We start from the raw sequence: 17328 nt of genomic DNA, 5'->3' as shown, positions 1-17328 counted from the left end.
GGGGGGGGGGGGGGGGGGGGGGGGGGGGGGGGGGGGGGGGGGCCCCCCCCCCCCCCCCCCCCCCGGCCCGGGTGCCGGGTACCGTCTGACGGCCGAAGTGGTGCACCACGCCTCCGGGGGTGTCGACGATCCCTTCGAGGACCGCGCCGGTATTGGTGTTGCGCATCACCACGCGCGTCCGGTCGCCGGTGACCGGAACCATTCCTTTGGTCACCGCGTACAGGGCGACGCCGGTGGCGCAGTTGCCGCAGTTGCTCGTCCACTCCACCGAGCCCGTCCCGATGCCGACTTGAGCGAACAGGTAGTCGACGTCGACGCCAGGCTGGGGTGAGGCGCTGACCACGGCCGCTTTCGAGGTGGTGGGGGTCGCCCCGCCCACCCCGTCCAGCTCCACGGGGTCGGTGGCGCCGTACGCGGCGACGAGCAGCCTTTCGAGGTCGCCACGGTCGGCAGGGACTTCGACCTGGTTGAACAGCCAGCACTTGCTTGTGCCGCCACGCACCAGGGTCGCGGGAATGTGCACGTCTGAGGCTCTTCCTGGATCAACGGAGGTAGGGAAAGGGCCGATGCAGCGGTTACGGGCGCATTGCGGGCCGGTGACCGCTCGGCGATTGCGCAGACCTTCGCAGAGCGATGACTTCGGAACAATCGCAGTTCGCTTCACCTGGGTTCAGCTCAGCTAAAGTCGCGGCATGCTCAACGTGCGCCGTCTGCTGTTGCTCACCGAGGCCACCGAACGCGGTTCACTCACTGCCGCGGCGGAAGCCCTCGGTATGACCACCTCCGCCGCCTCCCAGCAGATGTCCCTGCTGGAGCAGGAGGCAGGGCAGCCCCTCATCGAGCGGCTGCCACGCGGTATCCGTCCCACCCCGGCGGGTGCCGCGCTGGCCGAACGCGGTCAGGCCATACGCCGGGAACTCCGTGCCGCCCAGGCCGACCTGGACTCCTTCACCGCACTCGACCAGGGCACCCTGCGGCTCGGTTCCTTCCCCACGGCGAGCGCGTCCCTGCTGCCGCTGGCGCTCACGCGTTTCCGACGGCGCCACGCCGGCATCCGCATCGAGGTCCGCGCCGGAGTCCTCGCGGAACTGAGGGAGATGCTGCACACCGGCGAGGTGGAGCAGGGGCTGCTCTGGGACTACGAATGGAACCGCCTCGACGATCCGGCGCTCGCCCTCACCCACCTGCTGGACGACCCCACGGTGCTGGTCGTCCCCGCCGACTCACCCCTGCGCACACATCCCTCCGTGCGCCTCGGCGACCTCGCCGACCAGGACTGGATCATCCGCGCCGACAACCATCCCGTCGCCGACGTCCTGCGCCGAAGCTGTCGACAGGCGGGATTCGAGCCACGCATCGCCTACTCGTCGCACGACTACCAGGAGGCGCAGGCCATGGTCGCCGCCGGTCTCGGTATCGCGCTCGCACCCCGCCTGGCCCTCACCAGCCGACGCAGCGACGTACGCCTACTGCCGTTCGCCTCCGACGTCCCGGCCCCCACCCGCCGCATCCTCCTCGCACGCGCCGCGACACGCCCCGCCACCCCACCTGCCCAGGCGATGGCCCGCGTCCTGCGCACGGTGGCGCAGCGATTCACCGCCCCGGACCTGCACCGGGCTCAGCTCGGGGCGGTCCGGCGGAGCTGACGGTTCAGCGGACGACGGGCGGTGCGAGATTGCTGCGCCGAGGCGGCGTGAGTGGGTGACTACTACCTGGTCCTGAACCGGTCCGGACGCACGAAGTCCAGGCCTTCGACGGTCCGTTTGCCGAGCGCCTCGTGTGCGGCGATGTGTCCGTAGCCGGTGGCCATTTTGAAGCCCTTTCCGGAGAATCCGGTGGCGCAGTAGACCCTGCTGTTCTCGTCCAGCCAGCCGAGGAGGGGATGCCTGTCCTCGGTGAAGAGCTCGGGGAAGGCGTCGGAGCGCACGATGGTGGGGGTCAGGCCGGGCAAGAACTCGGTGACGATATCGGTGACCTTCTCGGTTTCTCGCGGGGTGAGTTCCCTGGGCACGGAGTCCGGGTCGGGAGTTTCCCTTCCGCGCCCGTCCAGCGGTCCGTCCACCGATGCCTTGACCGTCACGCCGTCGACGGCGGGTGCGCCGTACAGGGAGCGATCGCCGTACAGCCGGCTGAAGACGGGGAATCGTTCTGGCGAGAACTGCGCGCCGTCCTGGGCGACGAACCAGGTCAGGACGATCCGATGGGTTTCCGTGACGGCCTTGAGGTGGTCGGGCATGAGCCTGCGGGACCAGCCGCCCGAGGCGACGACGACCTTCTCGAACGTCCAGGTTCTGTCACCCGAGGTGACGAGCACGCCGTGGTCGGTTTCGGTGATGCTGTCCACGGGTGTGTTCTGAAGGACGGTGGCGCCATTGGCCTGGGCCGCCGCGACGGCGGCGCTGACGGCGCGGTCGGTGCGCAGCACGCCGGCGCGGGGGTCGTAGACGGCGCAGTCGTCGGGGCGGAGGTTGTGCTGGGGGTAGCGCTCCGCCATGTCCTCCCGGCTGAGGACGCAGTGCTCGGCGCCGGTGATGCGCGTTGCGTCGAGAAGGCTGTTGATGTAGCTGCCGTTCGCCGTCCCGATGGACAGGCCCCCGGTAGGGGTGAGGATTTCCTGCCCGGTTTCCGCTTCGAGGTCGGCCCAGAGGCTGCGGGAGCGTTCGATGATGGGGTAGTAGTCGGGCTTGCCGAGGTAGACCATGCGGAACAGGCGGGTGTCCCCGCCCACGGCACTGCGGCCGTGCGCGGGGGTGGCGGCCTCGAAGCCCACTACCGAGCCGGACAGCCGGGAGGCCTGCCACAGGGCCATGCTCCCGATGCCGCCCAGGCCGATGACTGCGAGTTGTGCGTCCATGAGAGCAAGTTCCTTGTCTTTACTCGTGAAGTCCGGCGAGTCGGCTGCCGAATTTCGCCAGGAGTGAGGTCGTACTGGAACCCCTGCGCTCTTCCCACTGGTCGGCAATACCGAAGAGCCGGTACATGGCGTGAACGCCCAGCCAGCGGATGGGTTCCGGTTCCCACTTCCGTGCCCGGTAGCCGACCCAGGGAAGGGTGGTCCGTTCGGTTTCCTGCTCGAAGGCGAGCTCCACGAGAGTCCTGCCGCCGACGTAAGCCGACGTGACACCGTGTCCCGCATAGCCGGTGGACGACCCGATCCCGGATATCGGGTCCCAGCGCACGCCGCCGTTCCAGTCCCGCGTGACGCCCAGAACTCCCGACCAGGCGTGGTCCACCTCGAAGGGGACGCCCGGGAAGAAGGAACTGAGCTTGTGGGAGATCAGGTCAATGGTGGACTGGGCCGTGGCACCGGCTCCCCCGGTACCGGACCCGAAACGGTAGGGGACACCGCGGCCCCCCATCGCGATACGGCCGTCCGAGGTCCGCTGGGCGTAGATGAACGTGTGCGCGGAGTCGCTGAGGCACTGCGGCCCGTCCCAGCCGATCTGCTGCCACGCCTCCTCCGACAGGGGCTTGGTCACGATCATCGAGGAGTTGACCGGGATCAGGCTCCGGCGGCCGAGCAGCGGTCCCGAATAGCCTTCGGTGCAGATGAACGTCCTCGCCGCGGTGACGCGTCCGTCGGCCAGGGTGAGGGTCCTGCCCGCGACACCGTCCACTCGGCTGCGTTCGTAGATCCTGACCCCCATGGAGGTCAGGGTGTCGGCGAGGCCGTAGACGAGTTTCGCGGGGTGGAATCGCGCGCAGTGCTTGTAGAAGAGCCCGCCGTGGACGGTGGAGATGTTGATCCGGCTTTGGAACTCGTCCCGGTCGAGCATGTGGACTTCGTCGTCGGTCAGCCCGTACTTCAGGTCGGCGTCACGCCTGGCGACCAGCCGGCCCAGCCCCGCCCGAGTGTGGGCGGCCACGAGCGCGCCGCCCTTGTGCTGATCGGCGTCGATGCCCTCGGCGGCGAGGATGTCCAGGACCGCGTCGACGCCGGTGACGAACTCCTGCTGCAGCGCCCGGCTCGCCTCCAGCCCTCCCCCGGCACGGGCGAAGGTGGCACGGTTTCCCGGAGGCATCGCCGACAGCCAGCCACCGTTGCGCCCCGACGCGCCGTAGCCCACCTGCTCGGCCTCGAAGACCGCGACCGTCAGCGACGGTTCGAGCTTCTTGGCGAAGTACGCCGCCCACAGGCCGGTGCAGCCGCCGCCGACGATGGCCACGTCCACCGAGTCCTGGCCGGTGAAGCGGGGGAACGACGGTCTCCTGTCGGCCAGTTGGGCCACCCAGAAGCCGAGCTCTCCGTTTCGGGGCGGTGCCGCGAGGGCGTTCATGGTGTGTCCTTCTTCTGTGTCTGGTCGCGGTGGGGCCCGGGGCGACGCTTCTTGACGTGTGGCCTGACGTCGGGGCTGTGCTCGGCGGCGAAGCCCCGCATCAGGCCGATGGCTGCATCACGTCGGTCAGCACGACCGGCGCCGGCTGGGGTGGTGATTCGCTCGACGAGGGTGTCGAGTGCCTGGTGGAGCCGGTTCCCAGCTGCGCTGCTCATGACTGGTTCGCCACTACACCGCGGTGCAGATCATCTGGATCTCGACAGGGGTGTTGAGGGGCAGCCCGGCGACACCGATCGCGGTGCGGGCGTGCCGGCCGTTCTCGCCCAGCACCTCGATGAGCAGTTCACTGGCCGCGTTGGCGACCTGCGACTGCAGACCGAAGTCCGGTGTGCTGGCCACGAAGACCAGCATCTGCACGATCCGGACCCGGTCCAGATCGCCCACCGCCTGCACGGCGGCGGCGAGGCAGTTGAGCGCGGCATGGCGCGCGAGTTCCTTCGCGGTCTCCAGCTCCACGTCCCGGCCGACAACGCCCTGCCCCAGCAGCTCGCCGTCCTTGTAAGGCAGTTGGCCGGAGATGTGGATGCTGGAGCCCACCGCACGGTGGTGCACGTAGTACGCGTCGCCGGCGAGGACGGGTAGCTCCAGTCCGAGGTTCTGGAGCCTTTCCGAAGCCGAGTCGCCCTTGACGGTTTGAGGCAGGGGCAGGCTCATGCCGCCACCGTCTTGCTGTGGATCATTTTCTCGGTTCTCCGCTCGGGCGTCAGGGGCGCGGCAGGCCGAAGAGGACCGGGAGGTCGGCGATGTCGGTGATCCGCTCGTAGCCGAGCCAGTGCTCGTCGTGCTCCCAGCCGCGGTCGACGTACACCTTGTTCTCGATGCCCATGATGGCCGCGGAGCGCAGGTCGTACATCGGGCTCGCGGAGACGTGCACGAGCTCGTCGGGCGTCACACCGAGCTTCTCGAACATGTACTCGAACGCGCGGAGTCGCGGCTTGTAGACGCCCATCTCCTCGGCGCTGATGACGACCTCGAAGGGGGCCTTGAGGTTCTCCGCGAGGCGCACGGCGTGCGCGGTGTCGCTGTTCGTGATGATGACCAGCGGAACCGCCTCGGCCAGGCGGTTCAGCGCCTCGGTGACACCGGGGTGCGGGCCCCAGGTGGGAATGCGCTCGTACACCGCCCGCGCCTCGTCCTCGCGGTACTCGAGACCGACGTAGCGCGAGGCTCGCTCCATGGACCGAGCGACGACCTGGTGGAACGGCTGGTACGCGCCCGTGCACTCGTCGATCCGGTACGCCTTGCAGATCCGCAGGTACTCATCGGCGAGCTCGGCCGGCAGCCGGTCGCCCAGGACCTCACGCATCGTGTCGTTGATGCTGAACTTGATCAGCGTTCCGTTCATGTCGAACGTCACGAACTTGGGCTTGATGTCGAATACCACGAGTCCTCCAAGTCCTTCAGGGGAGCGACCCAAGGTCACTCCCTGGTCGATTGTCGACCATCTGCGTCTGTGTCGATTGTCGACCAAATGGTGCTCGCCTGTCAACGGCTTCCTGGCCGGTCGGCGCTCCCTCGAACCTCCGCCTGCCCTGAACCAGCGGAGGTATAGTCGACAAACGACCAAGTGGTCGACTGAGCAAGGGGAGGGCGCCGGGGTGGACCACAAGTTCGAGTGGCAGGAGCAGCGGACGACGACGCCGGACGGCGTCTACCGCACACTGCGTGCCGCCATCCTCGACGGGACCGTGCCTCCTGGCGGCCAGCTGCGCGAGGCGCACATCGCCACGGATCTCGGGATCAGCCGGTCCCCGCTGCGCGAGGCGCTGACCAAGCTGGAGGAGGAAGGGCTCGTCGTCAAGATCCCCTACCGTGGGGCGTTCGTGGTAGAGGTGAGCGCTCATGAGATCGCCGAGATCGACTCGGTCCGGCTACTTGTCGAACCGTACGCCGCCGAGCTCTCGTCCGAATCACTGCGCGGTTCTGAGCGGCCTCAGTTGCTGCAAACGGTCGAGGATCTGCGCCGGGCGATGGAGAAGGACGACATCCCGGCCAGCATCGACGCGCACCTTCGCTTCCACAGGCTCTTCTACGAGCTCTCGGGGCACGGCGTCCTGCAGAGTCTTTGGAACGGCTGGGAGACCAAGCTGCGCCTCTACCTCAGCGTCGATCACCGCACTTACAGCGACAACCCGCATCAGTTGGTCGTCGAGCACGAGAGGTTGGCCACGGTCGCCCTGGAAGGCGACACCGACTCGTTCCGCCAGGAACTGGCTGCCCATTTCCCCATGGGGCTGCGAGCCCACAGGGCAGATTGAGGGAAACGCACGCCCCGGCAGGTAGGAGGCCATGCCGTCTGCATGCATGCACTCGGGATACCGCAGGGATCATGGCCCGTCATCCCTCCGACACCGCGCTTTGAAGGTCAGTAAGAGCTCGTAGCACGATCTTGTGACCTCAGGTTCTGCACAGCTGACACACGGCCGCCTACTCGCTCGCGACACTTGAACCATGGACAGCTACGAGGGCACCGCGACGCTTGAGTGGTGGGCCAACCGATCGACGTGTCTGAGCAGGCTTCGAGTGCGGGTCGTGGTCCGTGCCGCCGGAGACAACTGGACGTGCGAGGCGACTCTCGAACCTCCCCTGACCGTGGAGGACAGGGAGAGCTTCGACTTCCTGATGCAGCTCGATCCGCACTTCACCCTGCGCTTTGACGATGCGAGCGCGCTGCTGGTCAATGTCGTCGAAGCAGGAGATGAAGAACGGCTCAGCCTCACCGCAGCCGAGGCAGACAATGCAGAGCCAGCCGGAACCAGGCACGTGCCGCATCAGTAGCCCCGGGGCCTTTTGAGGTGCTGCGCTGCGCGTGATCGCTTGGGGCGCGAGCACCGCCGCCCTGGCCATGGTCTTCGGACTCGTCGAGTCCGCTCAGCAACGGTTGCGGGCCGTGAATGCACCGCACCTCGTCGCCCTCGTCCGGGCGGGCGCCCGCTTCGAACGCGGTCAGCTCGTCGAACGTCCCGAGGTGGTTGCGGCATGATCAAGGCCAGCCGATTCCCAGGGGGCCGACGTGGCATGGTCTGAACACGTGGTGGTGCGAGACGGCGTCCGGCTTGTCTGCCGGGACTGGGGCGGGCCTGGACAGCCGATCGTGCTGCTGCACGGCTTGGCCGGTCATGCAGGTGAATGGGACTTGCCGGCACGGAGGTTGAGCTCCAGATACCGGGTCACGGCGGCCGGACCTTCGAGGTCGTCGCCGCCGGTGTCGCACAGCGCGTCCTCGCGCTGGCCGCGGCGATCTGGCACCACCACAAGACCACACAGCCCGTCATGCGACCTCTGATCGCCTACGACCACTGATCACATCGGAAATGACTCTCTAGTAGGGCCTGGGGTCTGTTGCAAAAGGAGCACCGCTTCATGACAGTGAGCCACCCGCGCGCCGCCCTGAGGTGACGCGTCGATGGCTCACTGATCACTCCGCTCCTCGCGTAGCACGGTCGCCCGGCCCGGTTCCTGTCTGCGGAAGCGGAAACCCGATCGGTGCGTCCGGCCGGCCTACTCCTTGTAGAAGGTGGCGTCCTGCCGGCCGAGTGTGGTGGTCACCGGCTGGGTGTAGAGCAGGTGGTTGTAGTGGCGTATGTAGCGGCCGGGGAAGTTGTAGGACTCGTACGACACAGCCGCGGGGTCGGCGAGACCGGCCCGCTCATGGAACGAGGCGTCGTTGTCGAACAGGGTGGTGCCGTCGTCCTTCTCCACCCACACCTCGTTGTTCTTGTGGCGCAGGTAGTAGCCGGGGAAGTTGGCCGATTCGAGGGAAACGGTGCCGTTGCCGGCCAGGCCGGGGACGACGCGGAACTGCGAGTCGGCGAGTTCGGTGACGTTGGCCTCGGTCCTGGCCCGGAACTCCCAGTGCCGGATGAACCTGTCCGGGTAGTTGTACGAGGAGAAGCGGACGGGGGTGACACCGTCGGCGACGGGGATGCCGAAGTTGGGTGTGCCGTCGGCGTTCCAGTAGATCTTCTGGTAGCGGGTGCGGCGGTTGGGGTCCTTGAGCGGGTCGCCGACGATGTCCCTGTAGTTGCGGGCGTGGTAGACGAGGATGTCCGACTTGCCGTCCTCGGAGACCGTGAAGGAGTTGTGGCCGGGGCCGTACTGGCTGGTCTTGTCGTTGCTCTTGAGGACCGGCGTGGGAGTCTTGCTCCAGGAGGCCGGGTTCATCAGGTCGGCGGTGGCGTCGGCGGTCAGCAGGCCGAGGCAGTAGTTGGCGTTGGTGGCGCTGGCCGAGAAGGTCATGAAGACCTTGCCGTTCTTCTGGATGACGGCCGGGCCCTCGTTGACGCGGGCGCCGGCGGTCTCCCAGGCGTACTCGGGCTTGGAGATCATGACCGGGCTGCCCTCGATGGTCCAGGGGTTGGCCATCTTCGCCAGGTACAGTTGCGTGCCCTTGCCGAGCGCCGGGTCCTCCTGGGCCCAGCTCAGGTAGCGGGTGCCGTTGTGCGTGAACGTGGTGGCGTCCAGCGAGAAGGTGTCCATGGGCAGGCTGATCCTGCCCTTCTCGGTCCAGGTGCCGGTGAGCGGGTTGGCGGCGCTGGTCTCCAGGACGTACGGGCGGATCCGCCAGATGTCGTTGGACCAGCCGGCCGTGAAGTAGATGTACCACTTGCCGTCGATGAAGTGGATCTCCGGAGCCCAGATGTGGGCGCCCATCTCACCGCTGGCGTGCTTGGTCCAGATCGTGGTCTCCGGGGCCGTGGCGAGGCCCTGGAGGGTGGTGGCCCGGCGCATGACGATCCTGTCGTACGCGGGAACCGTGGCGGTGAAGTAGTAGAAGCCGTCGGTGTGCTTGAAGATGTGCGGGTCGGCGCGCTGCTCGGCTATCGGGTTGGTGAAGGTCACGGCGGGGGACGCGGGCGCGGCGGCCTGGGCGGGGGTGGTCACGGTGGTGAGCACGGCGAACGCGGCCGCCGCGGCCACCAGAACCCGTCTGGCGAGATGTCTCATGTTTCTGTTGCGGCCCTTCGGGATCAGGCGGTCGTGGGGACGAGCCGCCACTGCTGGCAGTTGTTGCTGAGCCAGCTCCACCGGCATACGTCGGTGCCGGTGGCGTGCCGCGGTTGGCGACGTCCATGACCCTGCCGGTGGAGGCGTTGACGATGCGGGCGTAGTCGCCGCCAGGTAGACCATGCCCAACCGTATTCGAAAATACGAACAACGTGCGGAACTGCGGACGAAACCTAAAGGCGGCTCAGGGGCGCCGTCAATGGGCCGAACTAACCCGATACCCTGAACGCCGCCGACCACCCGAACAGTTACTGTCAGACACACGGGAAACCCAGGGTACGCGCCGCGGCGAGTCGTACGCCTTGTCGGCCCGGACCTCACCGGCGCCCACTTGGTCCCCCTGGTCCGCACCGGGGCCCGGTTCGAAAACGGCATCCTGGTCGAGCGACAGGAGCAGGCCGCGTGAACATGGCGAAGGACTACGGAGACTGCCAGATCTACCTGCGAGGCGGCAATCGCGAGTCCGTGACTGCGCTCGTCGCAGCAACCCTCGGAGCCCCTGCCGACGATCACTACACGGTCCGATCAGGCCGGACGGTCTTCGAGATCCGAGACAACCCGGACTACGGGCTGGCCGAAGACTTCATCGGGTGGCCGTTCACGATCGAGGCGGAAGCCGACGGCCCCGACCCCGTCCTCGTCGAAGCAGTGTTCAGAAACGGTCCGACACCGGCCTCAGCCCCGGCGACCGCTCCGGCCCGGGCGGCAGCAGTGGGGCCCTGAAACGCATTGACCTCAACCGAACCTGAGGGGCTACGGTGATCGCGTTCTGTGGATCACGAGAAGGAGGGGCACGTGAGCGTGACGCTCAGGGAGTACTCCCGGGAGGAGTTGGCTGCTCAGCCCATCGGCTCATGGACTGGCGAGGCATACCGACAGGTGGTCGGTGCCCTCCGTGCGCAGTTAGCGGTGGAGGATCTCACGCAGCCGCATTGGTGGACGCTCAACCACGTTGCCGGGGAGCCGGGTAAGTGGACCCGCGCAATGTTGTCTCGGTGTGGCTGGTGTGATCACGGCGTCGGAGTCGTCCTGGACAGCGCCGTTCATCGGGTTGTGCACGCGTCAGTTCGGCAAGCTGATCACAGCACTGCGTCGGGAGGGCGCGGACCCGGTCCGCAAGGTCGGCCGTGGAGCCTGCCTCTCGAGGATCGGGTCCTGTTGGTCGCCGCGAACTGACGGACCAACCTGACCATGCTTCGACACCGCCTCGGGCACGCTGGCCGTCCTGTTTGGCTCCCGGCACCGCTCAACGAGCTTCTAGCCATGCGAAGCGAGGTCTGAGTGGCGCGTCTCCCTTGGAGGTTCGGGGTAAGTCAGCCGCCGCCGGTGAGGCGCATGCGTAGCCGTGGGTCGGCACGGTTCCTGAAGCCTCAGGCGACGCGTCCGTGAAGCTCCATGAAGCCGTTGGCGGCGGATTCGATGCCGGCGCGGCCGGTCTCGTGGTAGGCCCGTACACTGCTTCAGGGTCTCGCCGAGTCGCCTGATCTCGGGGATCGGCCGACGACTCGTCGGTCTCCGCGCTCCTGGTAGACGGGTCGGAGTTGCACCGGCGGCGCCGTCCGCACCGTGCCGACGCTCAACGGCGACTCTTCCTGGGATGCGGGTCGCGAGGCCGGGAACGCGGACCGCGCCGCTGTACCTCTGTATCGCGAAGTGCTCCGGCATCGGTGTGTGCTCGCGCTGCAGCTTGGCCGCCTGCGAAAACCACGCCCGCGTACGTCAGGTACAGGTCACCTGCCAGAGCGGCATGGGCGCTTCGTATGGCCGTGTCCCGGCACGCAGGGTGGTATGCCACACCTGCGACATGACCGAGACGGCACGCTGACCCGCAAAGCACACATAGGCGGTCGGGCAAACCTTGACTCGCCCGACATCTCGCGCCACTGCACGCCTGCCCTGAACCGCCAGATCACCCCGTGAACTGATTCCGCAGCCACTCAGGGGTGTGAGGCCGTCACGCGGACCCTGGACGCGCCCGGCGGCGTTCTTCCAGCGTGGAACGGGTTCAGTGTCACCCCTCGACTCCGTCGTCGAACTCATCATCACGCGCCTGCAGTCAGTCGCTGCAGGCCTTGCCGACGCAACCGCGCAGCAGGTCGAGCCGCCCTTGTGGCATTGAGATCTCGTCGGGTGCGAGGTCGGCCATCCGTGTCAACCGCTCGAGAACCCCGCCACCGTCAGCGACCGTGATGCGGCCAGGCATTCCGCTCGTGCACGCCGAACCGGACGAGAGCGGTGAGCCGGGTCGCGGTGTCCACCGTCGCTTCCGGCAGCGGCGGATCGAGTCGCGGGCGGGGCTCCAGGTCGCGCTCGACGAGGTTGAAGCCTGTATTGACAGTGCTCGACGGGCAGCCATATGGTCGACAAACGACAATGTGGTGGCTGTTTTAAGCCACTGCAGTGCTGGTCTTCGTGGCAGGCATGCCGGACTTCAATCGGTGTCGCCGGGCTGCCGGTCAACAGCCCGGTCGAGATCCAGATGGTCTGCACCGCGGTGTAGAGCGGGGCCGACGGCGGCGTAGGCAAGCACGCGATTCCGCGGGCCGCGCATTCGGCAGCAGAGGGGAGCCGGCACCCGCGCCCCCGATCATTCCCAGGCAGAACCACAAGGAGGGCAGCGTGAACCGACTGCAACAGGCACTCGACGCTCTGGTCGAGCGGATCGACACCCCCGCGCCGATCGTGCTGGTCGACGTCATGCAGGGCAACATCGACCGCGTACAGGGCTTCGCCGACCAGCACAACATCAAGGTCAGGCCGCACGTCAAGACGCACAAGTGTGTGGAGATCGGGCGACGCCAGATCGAGGCCGGTGCGGTCGGGATCACCGCGGGCAATGTCGGTGAGGCCGAGGTCTTCGCCGCGGCCGGGTTCGACGACATCTTCCTCGCCTACCCGATCTGGGCCGCAGGATCGAAGAAGCCCCGGATCCGCCGGCTCGCCGAGTCCGCCCGGCTGCGCGTCGGCGTCGACAACGTCGCGGCGATCGAGGCCCTCGCCGACGCGATGGGAGACGAACCCGAGCGGCTGGAGGTCGTGATCGAGGTCGACTGCGGCGCCCGTCGTTCCGGGGCTCCGGCCGAGGTCGCGGGCGATCTCGCGCTCGCCGCCCGCAAGCGCGGTCTGGTGCCGGTGGGCGTCTTCACCTATCCAGGTCACGGCGGCGCCGGTCACGACGCTCGCCAGCGCGCCGCGCAGGACCAGGAGGCCGCGCTCACCACCGCGGTACGCAGCCTCGAAGGTGTCGGCGTCACCGCAGAGGTGGTCAGCGCCGGCTCCACCCCTACCCTCGAGTTCTCCACGAGCGGCGTGATCACCGAGATCCGTCCCGGCGAGTACGTCTTCGGCGACCTGAACAACGCCCGGCTGGGCTCCTGCACGGAGGACCAGATCGCGTTGTTCGTCGCCGGCACCGTGGTCAGCGACTGGATCCCCGACCAGGTCATCGTCGATGTGGGCAACAAGGCCCTCAGCAAGGAAGGAAGCCCCGAGATCGGCTACGGCGGCATCGCCGGCACGAAGGCGGTCCTGTCCAAGGTCAACGAGTACCACGGATTCCTCCCGCTGCCGGACGGCGACTTCCGCCCCAGCGTCGGCACCGTCGTACCGGTGGTGCCCAACCACGTGTGCCCGGTCGTGCTCGGCTTCGAGGAACTGATCGTCACCGACAGCACGGGCACGTCGCTGCAGCGCTGGCCGGTCGACGCCCGCGGATTCCTCAACTGACCGACGGCGGGGACGGGACCCTCGTACCCGAGCCCGCGCCCCGACCGACCTCCCCGCAAAGGAGTGCCTGACATGAGACTCAACAACGTCACGGCCCTGGTGACCGGTGCCAGCAGTGGCATCGGGGAAGCCGTGAGTTCCCACTTCCGCCGCGAGGGCGCGCGGCTGCTGCTCACCGGCCGCAGAGAGCGGCTCGACAGCGCTCAGCCCGACGACCTGTACGTACCCGGAGACCTCAACGACGAGGCGTTCGTCGAGCGCTTGGCCGAGCAGGCCGCGGAGTCCTTCGGCACCGTCGACGTCGTCGTCCTCAACCACGGCCTGCAGGCCGACGGTCCGCTCACCGAGATGGCCTGCGACGACGCGAGGAACGTGCTGGAGAGCAACCTGCTCAGCGCGTTCCTGGTGATGAAGCACTTCGCGCCGCTGATGCCCGAGACCGGTGGCTCGTTCGTCTGCGTCAGTTCACGGCTGGGCATGGTCGGCATGTCCGGGCAGGTCCTGTATTCCGCCGCGAAGGGGGGCCTCATCATGCTCGCCAAGGGCGCGGCGATCGAATGGGCTCCCCGCAACATCCGCGTCAACGTCGTCGCTCCGGGTCTGACCGTCACTCCGGTCATCGAGGCGGCGTTCCAGCGCAGGCCCGACCCCGAGGCCTACCGCCGCCAGCGCGAGAGCACGATCCCGCTCCAACGCCTCGCCACTCCTGAAGAGGTGGCTGACGCGGTGCTCTTCTTCGCGTCGTCGGAGTCGTCGTACGTGACCGGATCGGTCCTGACCGTCGACGGCGGGTACACCGCCTTCTGAAACCCTGCTGGGCATCGCCACCAGCATGGGACTGAACGACCTGTTCTCCGTCCCTCGTTCCGCCTCCGGCGACCGCTGTCAGCGGCATGACCGAACGACCACGGGTCGAGCGCATGCCCCGATCGCCGCACTCGCATTGCGCCAGCCACAGTGCGTCCGCGCCGAGGACCGCATCCTCGCCACCCCGGCCACCTGGATGTCACCACGACGCGTCGTGCTGAGGACCGCCGCCACCCTGCGGGTCACCGCCTGCGACGGCTCCGGCTTCCCCACCGCCGTTCACCTGGCCTTTCAGTCGACATCGCCCGGACAACAGAAGCCGTCGGGGTTTTCGATCCACGGCGAACACGCGCCCAGCAGCGCCGACCGGCGACGCAAGCGGACGACGCTCTGTCCGCGTTCGTCGCCCTGCGCGATCCACCACCCCCCGCACCTGCGAAGTAAAGCCCCCGCACAGCTGGTCCCACGCATCCCTAGATGAGGAGTATTGCCATGAGTGATGCCCAGATCGGTCGGAGAGCGCTCCTGCGCGGAGCAGGCGGCCTCGCCGCCCTCGCTGCTCTTCCCTCCCTCTCCGCCTGCGGCACCGGCACCAGCCGTGTGGCGTCCGGCAGCGGCGGTAAGGGCGGCAAGACGGTGATCGTCCGCGACAGCGGCGGTTCCTATGGTGCGGCCCTACAGAAGGCGATCTACACGCCGTTCACCCAGGAGACCGGCATCCAGGTCAAGGTGCTCAACCTGGACGACGCCCCGCTGCTCGCCCAGATCAAGCAGGGCCGCCCGCAGTGCGACCTCATCAACAACTCGATGATGTCCCACAACAAGTACCTGAAGCAGGACGCCTTGGAGATGCTGGACCTCGACCGGATCAAGAGCGTGAAGAGCGCGAAGATCCCCGAGGCCCAGATCACCGACCATGCCGTCGGCAGCAGCTTCTACGGCCAGTGCATCGCCTACCGCACCGACGCCTTCGGCGGTAAGAAGCCGGAGTCGTGGGCGGACTTCTGGGACACGAAGGCGTTCAAGGGCGGCCGTTCGATGTGCAGCCCGGACGGTGACCTGCCGGAGCTGGAGTTCGCGCTGCTGGCCGACGGTGTCCCGATGGACAAGCTGTATCCGCTGGATGTGGACCGCGCGTTCAAGGTGCTGACCCGTCTGCGGCCCCAGATCAAGAAGTTCTGGGACAGCGGCCCGCTCCCGGGTGTGCTGCTCAGCCGCGAGGAGGTCACGATGTCCACCGTCTGGGACGGCCGGATCGCCGATCTGCAGAAGCAGGGCGTCCCGGTGGAGCGCCAGCTCAACGGCATGCGCCGCCAGTTCCAGGGCTACGCCATCGCCAAGGGCGCCGCCAATGTGGACAACGCCTACAAGCTCATGGACTTCTCGCTGCGTGCCGAAAGCCAGGCTGCCCTGGCCAAGGCGTTCCCGTCGAACCCGTCCTCTCCGCTGGCCTACGAACAGCTCACCGAGGAGGAGCGCAATGCGCTCGCGGGTGCGCCGAAGTACTACGACAAGGGTTTCGACGCGGATGTCGACTGGTGGCTGAAGAACGAGGCGGCCGTCACCAAGCGCTGGTTGGAGTGGGCTCGTGGCTGAAAACGGTGTTGCCACACCGTCCGTCAAGGTGGCCGGCGTCACGCCGGCCACCGCGACCGGCAAGGCGCTGTCGGTGGTGGCCCTGCGCAAGACGTACGGGGACGTCGTCGCTGTTGACGAGGCGTCCATGGAGATCGCCGCCGGGGAGTTCGTGACCTTCCTCGGCTCCTCGGGGTCGGGCAAGACCACGACGTTGATGATGATCGCCGGGTTCTGCGAACCGGACTCCGGCACCATCACCGTCGGAGGCCGCGACGTCACCCGCCTCGCCCCGCAGAAGCGGGGCCTGGGGTTCGTCTTCCAGCAGTACCTGCTCTTCCCGCACATGACCGTGCAGGAGAACGTCGCCTTCCCGCTCACGCTGCGCGGAGTTCCGAAGGACGAGATCCGCCGGCGGGTGGGGGAGACGCTGGAGATCGCGGGCCTGTCCCGCTTCGGCGGCCGCAAGCCGCGTGAGCTGTCCGGCGGGCAGCAGCAGCGTGTGGCCCTGTGCCGGGCGCTGGTCTACCGCCCGCCGGTCATCCTCATGGACGAACCGCTCGGCGCCCTGGACAAGAAGCTCCGCGACCAGCTCCAGGTCGAGATCAAGACCATCCAGCAGGAACTCGGCCTGACCGTCATCTATGTGACGCACGATCAGGAAGAAGCGCTGGTGATGTCGGACCGTATCGCGGTGATGCGCAACGGTCTGATCGAGCAGTTCGACACCCCCCGGGAGCTGTTCGAGCGGCCCAGGACGCCGTTCGTGGCGGACTTCCTCGGCGCGGCCAACTTCCTGCCCGGCCGCATCGAGCAGCACACCGACGCGCACACCCTGGTCCGCCTCGACAACTCCGGTGGCCTGATCAAGGCGCGCCGTCACCAGCTGGCCTCCGGCGCCGAGGTGAAGGTGGCTGTGCAGCCGGGCCGGCTGCGGGCCTGCGCCACCGACGACGGGTTCTGTACCGGCACGGTGGAGAGCGCCACCTACGTCGGCACCCTGGTCCGCGCGGGCGTGCGCATCGACGGCAAGGACGCGCCGCTGCTGCGCCTGGAAGTACCGGCCGGGCGAGGCCCCGTCGCAGGCGAGCGGGTCGGAATCAGCGCTGACCCCGAGGACGTCAACCTCTTCGCCGACGAACAGGGCGGGTGAGCCATGGCAGCCACCCTCACCGCCGGCGCCCCCGCCCGTCCGCGCAAGCTGCTGGCTTCGCGCCGGACCCGGATCGGGATCCTGTACGCCCTGCCGGTCGTCGTCTACCTGCTGGTGCTGTTCGTCTACCCGATCTTCAGCACCCTGCTGCTGAGCCTGAAGGACGCCGACGGGTCGTTCACCCTGCACTGGTACGCCGACGCACTCACGGGCGTCAACCTGTCGGTGCTGTTCACCACGCTGCGGATCTCCGCGGAGACGGCCGTTTTGAGCCTGGTGTTCGGGTTCGTCCTGGCCCAGGCGATCTCCCGGCTCAAGCCCATTCTCGCGGGCCTGGCGATGCTGGTCGTGGTCGTGCCGCACTTCATCAGTGCCCTGGTGCGCACCTACGGCTGGATCATCATGCTCGGCGACAAGGGCCTGGTGAACGAGACCCTGACCGCCATGTCGGTCCCCGGCGCGCCGTTCCAGCTGCTCTACAACGAGCTCGGTGTGGTCATCGGTACCACCTCGATGATGCTCCCGTACACGGTGCTGCTGCTGTACGGGGTGATGCGCGGTGTGGACCGGCGCCTGCTGGCGGCCGCGTCCAGCATGGGCGCGGGACGCGTGACGATCTTCCGGCGGGTGTATCTGCCGCTGGTCGCGCCGGGACTGGCCAGCGCCGGACTGCTCAGTTTCATCCTCTCGCTGGGCTACTACATCACCCCCGCCCTGATGGGT

General features: G+C 67.8%; 16 protein-coding genes and 3 pseudogenes. 12 read left to right on the top strand and 7 right to left on the bottom strand.

The window, feature by feature from the left end:
* Positions 1 to 523, bottom strand: a 523-nt coding sequence (locus tag ALMP_RS40740) for a PrpF domain-containing protein (RefSeq protein ID WP_309299613.1), incomplete at its 3' end; no start/stop codon positions are given.
* A gap of 169 nt (positions 524 to 692) precedes the next feature.
* On the opposite strand from ALMP_RS40740, the gene ALMP_RS40735 reads away from it, so the two are divergent.
* Positions 693 to 1646: a LysR family transcriptional regulator gene (locus ALMP_RS40735; RefSeq protein WP_264937046.1), complete on the top strand. Its 954-nt coding sequence runs from the start codon at positions 693 to 695 to the stop codon at positions 1644 to 1646.
* Between the two features lie 62 nt (positions 1647 to 1708).
* On the opposite strand, the gene solA is transcribed toward ALMP_RS40735, so the two are convergent.
* The 4 genes from solA to ALMP_RS40715 form a co-directional block, all read right to left on the bottom strand.
* Positions 1709 to 2854 carry an N-methyl-L-tryptophan oxidase gene (solA, locus tag ALMP_RS40730; protein WP_264937045.1) on the bottom strand — a complete coding sequence of 382 codons (1146 nt, stop codon included), beginning with the start codon at positions 2852 to 2854 and terminating at the stop codon, positions 1709 to 1711.
* Positions 2855 to 2873: 19 nt separating this feature from the next.
* Positions 2874 to 4277, bottom strand: a complete 1404-nt coding sequence (locus ALMP_RS40725; RefSeq protein WP_264937044.1) for an FAD-binding oxidoreductase — start codon at positions 4275 to 4277, stop codon at positions 2874 to 2876.
* Between the two features lie 228 nt (positions 4278 to 4505).
* Positions 4506 to 4991: a RidA family protein gene (locus tag ALMP_RS40720; protein ID WP_264937043.1), complete on the bottom strand. Its 486-nt coding sequence runs from the start codon at positions 4989 to 4991 to the stop codon at positions 4506 to 4508.
* 49 nt (positions 4992 to 5040) lie between these two features.
* Positions 5041 to 5721, bottom strand: a complete 681-nt coding sequence (locus ALMP_RS40715; RefSeq protein WP_264937042.1) for a haloacid dehalogenase type II — start codon at positions 5719 to 5721, stop codon at positions 5041 to 5043.
* Positions 5722 to 5935: 214 nt separating this feature from the next.
* Here ALMP_RS40715 and ALMP_RS40710 point away from each other — a divergent pair, with 214 nt between their 5' ends.
* The 4 genes and pseudogenes from ALMP_RS40710 to ALMP_RS40690 all read left to right on the top strand — a co-directional run bounded on the left by ALMP_RS40710 (position 5936) and on the right by ALMP_RS40690 (position 7640).
* Positions 5936 to 6595: a GntR family transcriptional regulator gene (locus tag ALMP_RS40710; RefSeq protein ID WP_264937041.1), complete on the top strand. Its 660-nt coding sequence runs from the start codon at positions 5936 to 5938 to the stop codon at positions 6593 to 6595.
* A gap of 193 nt (positions 6596 to 6788) precedes the next feature.
* Positions 6789 to 7115, top strand: a complete 327-nt coding sequence (locus ALMP_RS40705) for a hypothetical protein (RefSeq protein ID WP_264937040.1) — start codon at positions 6789 to 6791, stop codon at positions 7113 to 7115.
* Positions 7116 to 7158: 43 nt separating this feature from the next.
* Positions 7159 to 7320: pseudogene (locus ALMP_RS40700) on the top strand (IS256 family transposase); the annotation flags it as partial.
* A 146-nt stretch (positions 7321 to 7466) separates the two neighbouring features.
* Positions 7467 to 7640, top strand: a complete 174-nt coding sequence (locus tag ALMP_RS40690) for a hypothetical protein (RefSeq protein ID WP_264937184.1) — start codon at positions 7467 to 7469, stop codon at positions 7638 to 7640.
* Between the two features lie 198 nt (positions 7641 to 7838).
* Here the strand turns inward: ALMP_RS40690 and ALMP_RS40685 are convergent, their stop codons facing one another.
* Both ALMP_RS40685 and ALMP_RS44590 read right to left on the bottom strand, forming a co-directional pair.
* Positions 7839 to 9284, bottom strand: a complete 1446-nt coding sequence (locus tag ALMP_RS40685; protein ID WP_264937038.1) for a family 43 glycosylhydrolase — start codon at positions 9282 to 9284, stop codon at positions 7839 to 7841.
* Positions 9285 to 9307: 23 nt separating this feature from the next.
* A pseudogene (locus ALMP_RS44590) lies at positions 9308 to 9456 on the bottom strand (RICIN domain-containing protein); the annotation flags it as partial.
* Between the two features lie 296 nt (positions 9457 to 9752).
* On the opposite strand from ALMP_RS44590, the gene ALMP_RS40675 reads away from it, so the two are divergent.
* The 7 genes and pseudogenes from ALMP_RS40675 to ALMP_RS40645 form a co-directional block, all read left to right on the top strand.
* A complete protein-coding gene (locus ALMP_RS40675; protein ID WP_264937037.1) occupies positions 9753 to 10067 on the top strand; it encodes a hypothetical protein in 315 nt (104 codons plus the stop codon).
* A gap of 274 nt (positions 10068 to 10341) precedes the next feature.
* Positions 10342 to 10517, top strand: a pseudogene (locus tag ALMP_RS40670) (IS5/IS1182 family transposase); the annotation flags it as partial.
* A 1446-nt stretch (positions 10518 to 11963) separates the two neighbouring features.
* Positions 11964 to 13070 carry an alanine racemase gene (locus ALMP_RS40665; protein ID WP_264937036.1) on the top strand — a complete coding sequence of 369 codons (1107 nt, stop codon included), beginning with the start codon at positions 11964 to 11966 and terminating at the stop codon, positions 13068 to 13070.
* Between the two features lie 72 nt (positions 13071 to 13142).
* Complete coding sequence (locus ALMP_RS40660) at positions 13143 to 13877, top strand: SDR family NAD(P)-dependent oxidoreductase (RefSeq protein WP_264937034.1); 735 nt, start codon at positions 13143 to 13145, stop codon at positions 13875 to 13877.
* Positions 13878 to 14369: 492 nt separating this feature from the next.
* Positions 14370 to 15473 (top strand): ABC transporter substrate-binding protein, encoded by a 1104-nt coding sequence (locus ALMP_RS40655; RefSeq protein WP_264937033.1) that lies wholly within the window; start codon positions 14370 to 14372, stop codon positions 15471 to 15473.
* Positions 15466 to 16605 (top strand): ABC transporter ATP-binding protein, encoded by a 1140-nt coding sequence (locus ALMP_RS40650; RefSeq protein WP_264937032.1) that lies wholly within the window; start codon positions 15466 to 15468, stop codon positions 16603 to 16605. Before ALMP_RS40655 ends, ALMP_RS40650 begins: the two co-directional genes overlap by 8 nt.
* Before the next feature lie 3 nt (positions 16606 to 16608).
* Positions 16609 to 17328 (top strand): ABC transporter permease (locus ALMP_RS40645; protein ID WP_264937031.1); only part of this gene is annotated, 720 nt, incomplete at its 3' end.

The organism is Streptomyces sp. A012304 (genome assembly GCF_026008495.1).
Lineage (GTDB): Bacteria > Actinomycetota > Actinomycetes > Streptomycetales > Streptomycetaceae > Streptomyces.
This window is presented reverse-complemented; position numbering and strand designations above follow the sequence as displayed.

Excerpts from the sequence above, each read along its gene's own strand:
- ALMP_RS40735 (WP_264937046.1), top strand. The coding sequence starts at position 693 with ATGCTCAACGTGCGCCGTCTGCTGTTGCTCACCGAGGCCACCGAACGC.
- ALMP_RS40685 (WP_264937038.1), bottom strand. The coding sequence starts at position 9,284 with ATGAGACATCTCGCCAGACGGGTTCTGGTGGCCGCGGCGGCCGCGTTC.
- ALMP_RS40725 (WP_264937044.1), bottom strand. The coding sequence starts at position 4,277 with ATGAACGCCCTCGCGGCACCGCCCCGAAACGGAGAGCTCGGCTTCTGG.
- ALMP_RS40705 (WP_264937040.1), top strand. The coding sequence starts at position 6,789 with ATGGACAGCTACGAGGGCACCGCGACGCTTGAGTGGTGGGCCAACCGA.
- ALMP_RS40720 (WP_264937043.1), bottom strand. The coding sequence starts at position 4,991 with ATGAGCCTGCCCCTGCCTCAAACCGTCAAGGGCGACTCGGCTTCGGAA.
- ALMP_RS40655 (WP_264937033.1), top strand. The coding sequence starts at position 14,370 with ATGAGTGATGCCCAGATCGGTCGGAGAGCGCTCCTGCGCGGAGCAGGC.
- solA (WP_264937045.1), bottom strand. The coding sequence starts at position 2,854 with ATGGACGCACAACTCGCAGTCATCGGCCTGGGCGGCATCGGGAGCATG.
- ALMP_RS40675 (WP_264937037.1), top strand. The coding sequence starts at position 9,753 with ATGGCGAAGGACTACGGAGACTGCCAGATCTACCTGCGAGGCGGCAAT.
- ALMP_RS40660 (WP_264937034.1), top strand. The coding sequence starts at position 13,143 with ATGAGACTCAACAACGTCACGGCCCTGGTGACCGGTGCCAGCAGTGGC.
- ALMP_RS40690 (WP_264937184.1), top strand. The coding sequence starts at position 7,467 with ATGGGACTTGCCGGCACGGAGGTTGAGCTCCAGATACCGGGTCACGGC.